Source organism: Stenotrophomonas maltophilia group sp. Smal32, assembly GCF_030237085.1.
Classification (GTDB): domain Bacteria; phylum Pseudomonadota; class Gammaproteobacteria; order Xanthomonadales; family Xanthomonadaceae; genus Stenotrophomonas; species Stenotrophomonas maltophilia_Q.
Genome location: NZ_JASJSI010000043.1, coordinates 1 through 2,664, shown reverse-complemented (window position 1 = coordinate 2,664; position 2,664 = coordinate 1). Strand labels below are relative to the sequence as shown.

General features: G+C 66.7%; 2 protein-coding genes. Both read left to right on the top strand.

What is annotated here, in order from left to right; genetic code table 11:
* The first annotated feature begins 366 nt into the window (after positions 1-366).
* On the top strand, positions 367-945 hold the full coding sequence (locus QRO91_RS12060; protein ID WP_049426670.1) for a GNAT family N-acetyltransferase: 579 nt from the start codon (positions 367-369) through the stop codon (positions 943-945).
* A gap of 107 nt (positions 946-1,052) precedes the next feature.
* A complete protein-coding gene (locus tag QRO91_RS12055) occupies positions 1,053-2,546 on the top strand; it encodes a S10 family peptidase (RefSeq protein WP_049426669.1) in 1,494 nt (497 codons plus the stop codon).
* Positions 2,547-2,664: the final 118 nt, after the last annotated feature.

Genomic DNA, 2,664 nt, shown 5'->3' with positions numbered 1-2,664 from the left:
CCCCCCCCCCCCCCCCCCCCCCCCCATTTTTACAAGAACAAGACGCAATACCAGATTGGAGTCGGTGTGGTGGGCTGGGATATGTTTATAAGAGACTGTATGGACTTGCTGGTGGCAAATAAGCGCCCCTCCGACCGCATGGGCTGGATGGAGTCTAAGGGCGACCTGGCCTGGGTGTATTTATTATGCCGCCGGGGGTTAAGATCGTTTTCGTGACAGGAAACGGCTCTGACCCCACTGCCGCCAACCGGGTCGGAGCCCCTTCCTGCGGAAAGGGCTCCGACCCCATCCGCTCCGGAGCCATCCCGCCGCCATCGGCAAACCCTACGGCGCCATAATGCGCGTCCACCCGTGTGGACCATCGTATTGGCCAGCCACTCGTTGCTGTTCCCCGCCCTGCCGCTGCACAGCCCGCGGCTGGTGCTGAGCCCGATCCGCCGTGACGACGCGGCCGCGCTGTTCACGCTGCAGTCCAATCCGGACGTGATGCGCTGGTGGAACCACCCGGCCTGGACGCGTCCGGCCGAAGCCCGCGAACAGATCGACGACGATCTTGCCGCGCACGCCATCGGTACCCAGTTGAAGCTGGCCGTGCGCGAATCGCCCAACGGCCCACTACTGGGCATCTGCGTTGCGTTCGCCATTGATCGCGAGGCCATGCGGGCCGAGATCGGCTATCTGTTGGCGCCCGACCGCCAGGGCCAGGGATACATGCATGAGGCCCTGCAGCAGATGCTGGGCTATCTGTTCCGCACCCTGCACCTGCACCGTATCGAAGCCGAGATCGATCCACGCAACGTACCCTCGGCACATGTGCTTGACCGCCTGGGCTTCCACCGCGAGGGGGTGCTGCGCCAGCGCTGGCGCATCCAGGGTGAGCTTTCGGACTCGGCCGTCTACGGCCTGTTGGCCAACGACGAAGCGGCAACCGCCCTGCCCGCTTGACCCAATCTGGCCGCAACCGGCCAGCGCCCAGGCATGCCTTTGGACACATCCGGTGCGGCACCCACCGGCATAGCATCGGAACCCCCTTCCGTTGCCGATACGGTGCCATGAAGTCCCTGCTGCACACTGCCGCGCTCTGCGTCGGCCTGCTCATCGCCCCTGCCAGCGTGCTGGCCGCACCGGCCGACGCCAAACCCGACCAGAAGGATGACAAGAGCGAAGCGCCCGCACTGCCGGCCGATGCCTCGGTCCGCCAGAGCATGCGCCTGGCCGGGCGCAGCCTCGATTACACCGCCACGGTCGGCACCCTGCCGGTGCGCGATGACAAGGGCAAGGTGATCGCCGATGTGGTGTTCACCGCCTACACGATGCCGGGCAAGGACCGGCCGGTGACCTTCGCGCTCAACGGCGGCCCCGGTGCCTCGTCGGTCTACCTCAACATGGGCGCGATCGGGCCCAAGGTGGTCACCTTCGGTTCGGAGGGCGACAGCGCCTCGGCGCCGGCCACCCTGCATGACAACCCGGGTACCTGGCTGGATTTCACCGACCTGGTGTTCATCGATCCGGTCGGCACCGGTTTCAGCCGCGCGCGCATCGGCGATGACGAGGCGAAGAAGCAGCTGTACAACCCCAGTGCCGACATCGAGTACCTGTCGCGCTCGATCTACGACTGGCTGCTGCGCAACCAACGCATGGCGTCACGCAAGTACCTGACCGGCGAGAGCTACGGCGGTTATCGCGGCCCACGCATCACCCACTTCCTGCAGACCCGGCTGGGCGTGGCGATGAACGGCCTGGTGCTGGTATCGCCGTACCTTAGCCCGACGCTGGAAGACAACGCCGACGTCTCGCCGATGGCATGGATGCAGACGCTGCCGTCGATCGCGGCCGCGCACCTGGAGCGCCAGGGCAGGCTGACCGACGCGGCGATGCGCGAGGTGGTCGAGTACACCCGCGGCGACTACGCCACCGCGCTGATGAAGGGCCGCAGCGACCCGCAGGCGACCGAGGCGATGCTGCGCCGGGTGACCGAGCTGACCGGGCTTGACCCGCAGTTCGTGCGCCGTGCTGGCGGCCGTCTGGAAACCCAGGCCTACCTGCGCGAAGTGTTCCGCGACAAGGGCACGCTGGGCAGCCGCTACGATTCCAACGTGACCGCGTTCGATCCGTTCCCGAACGATCCGGAGCAGCGTGCCAACGATCCTCTGCTGGACAGCATCATCGCGCCGACCACCACGGCGATGGTCGACTTCGTGACGCGCGTGGTCGGCTGGAAGGTGGATGCGCGCTACCAGGCGCTGAACTACGACGTGAACCGGCTGTGGGACCGCAATGGCGATCTGCGCCAGGGCGCGGTGACCCAGCTGCGCCAGGCGGTGGCGATCGACCCGCATCTGCAGGTGCTGATCGTGCACGGCTGGAATGACCTGTCGTGCCCGTTCATGGGTTCGATCCTGACGGTGGACCAGATGCCGACGATGGGCAGCAACCCGGACCGGGTGCAGGTGCGTAGTTATCCGGGTGGGCACATGTTCTACAGCCGGGCGGACAGCCAGGCGGCGTTCCGGAAGGATGTGCGGGCGCTGTTCCAGCGCAATTGAGGGGGGCGGCCGGGCCTGCGGCCCGGCACCCGCTGACGGCAACGGCAACGGCAAAAGCTGGCTTCCTGAGGGCTGGCGAGGTGGGGTGGATATGCAGGACACGCCGTAAACCCGTCCA

What these genes read in the sequence shown, in the direction of transcription:
- QRO91_RS12055 (WP_049426669.1), top strand. Translation starts at nt 1,053, where the DNA reads ATGAAGTCCCTGCTGCACACTGCCGCGCTCTGCGTCGGCCTGCTCATC.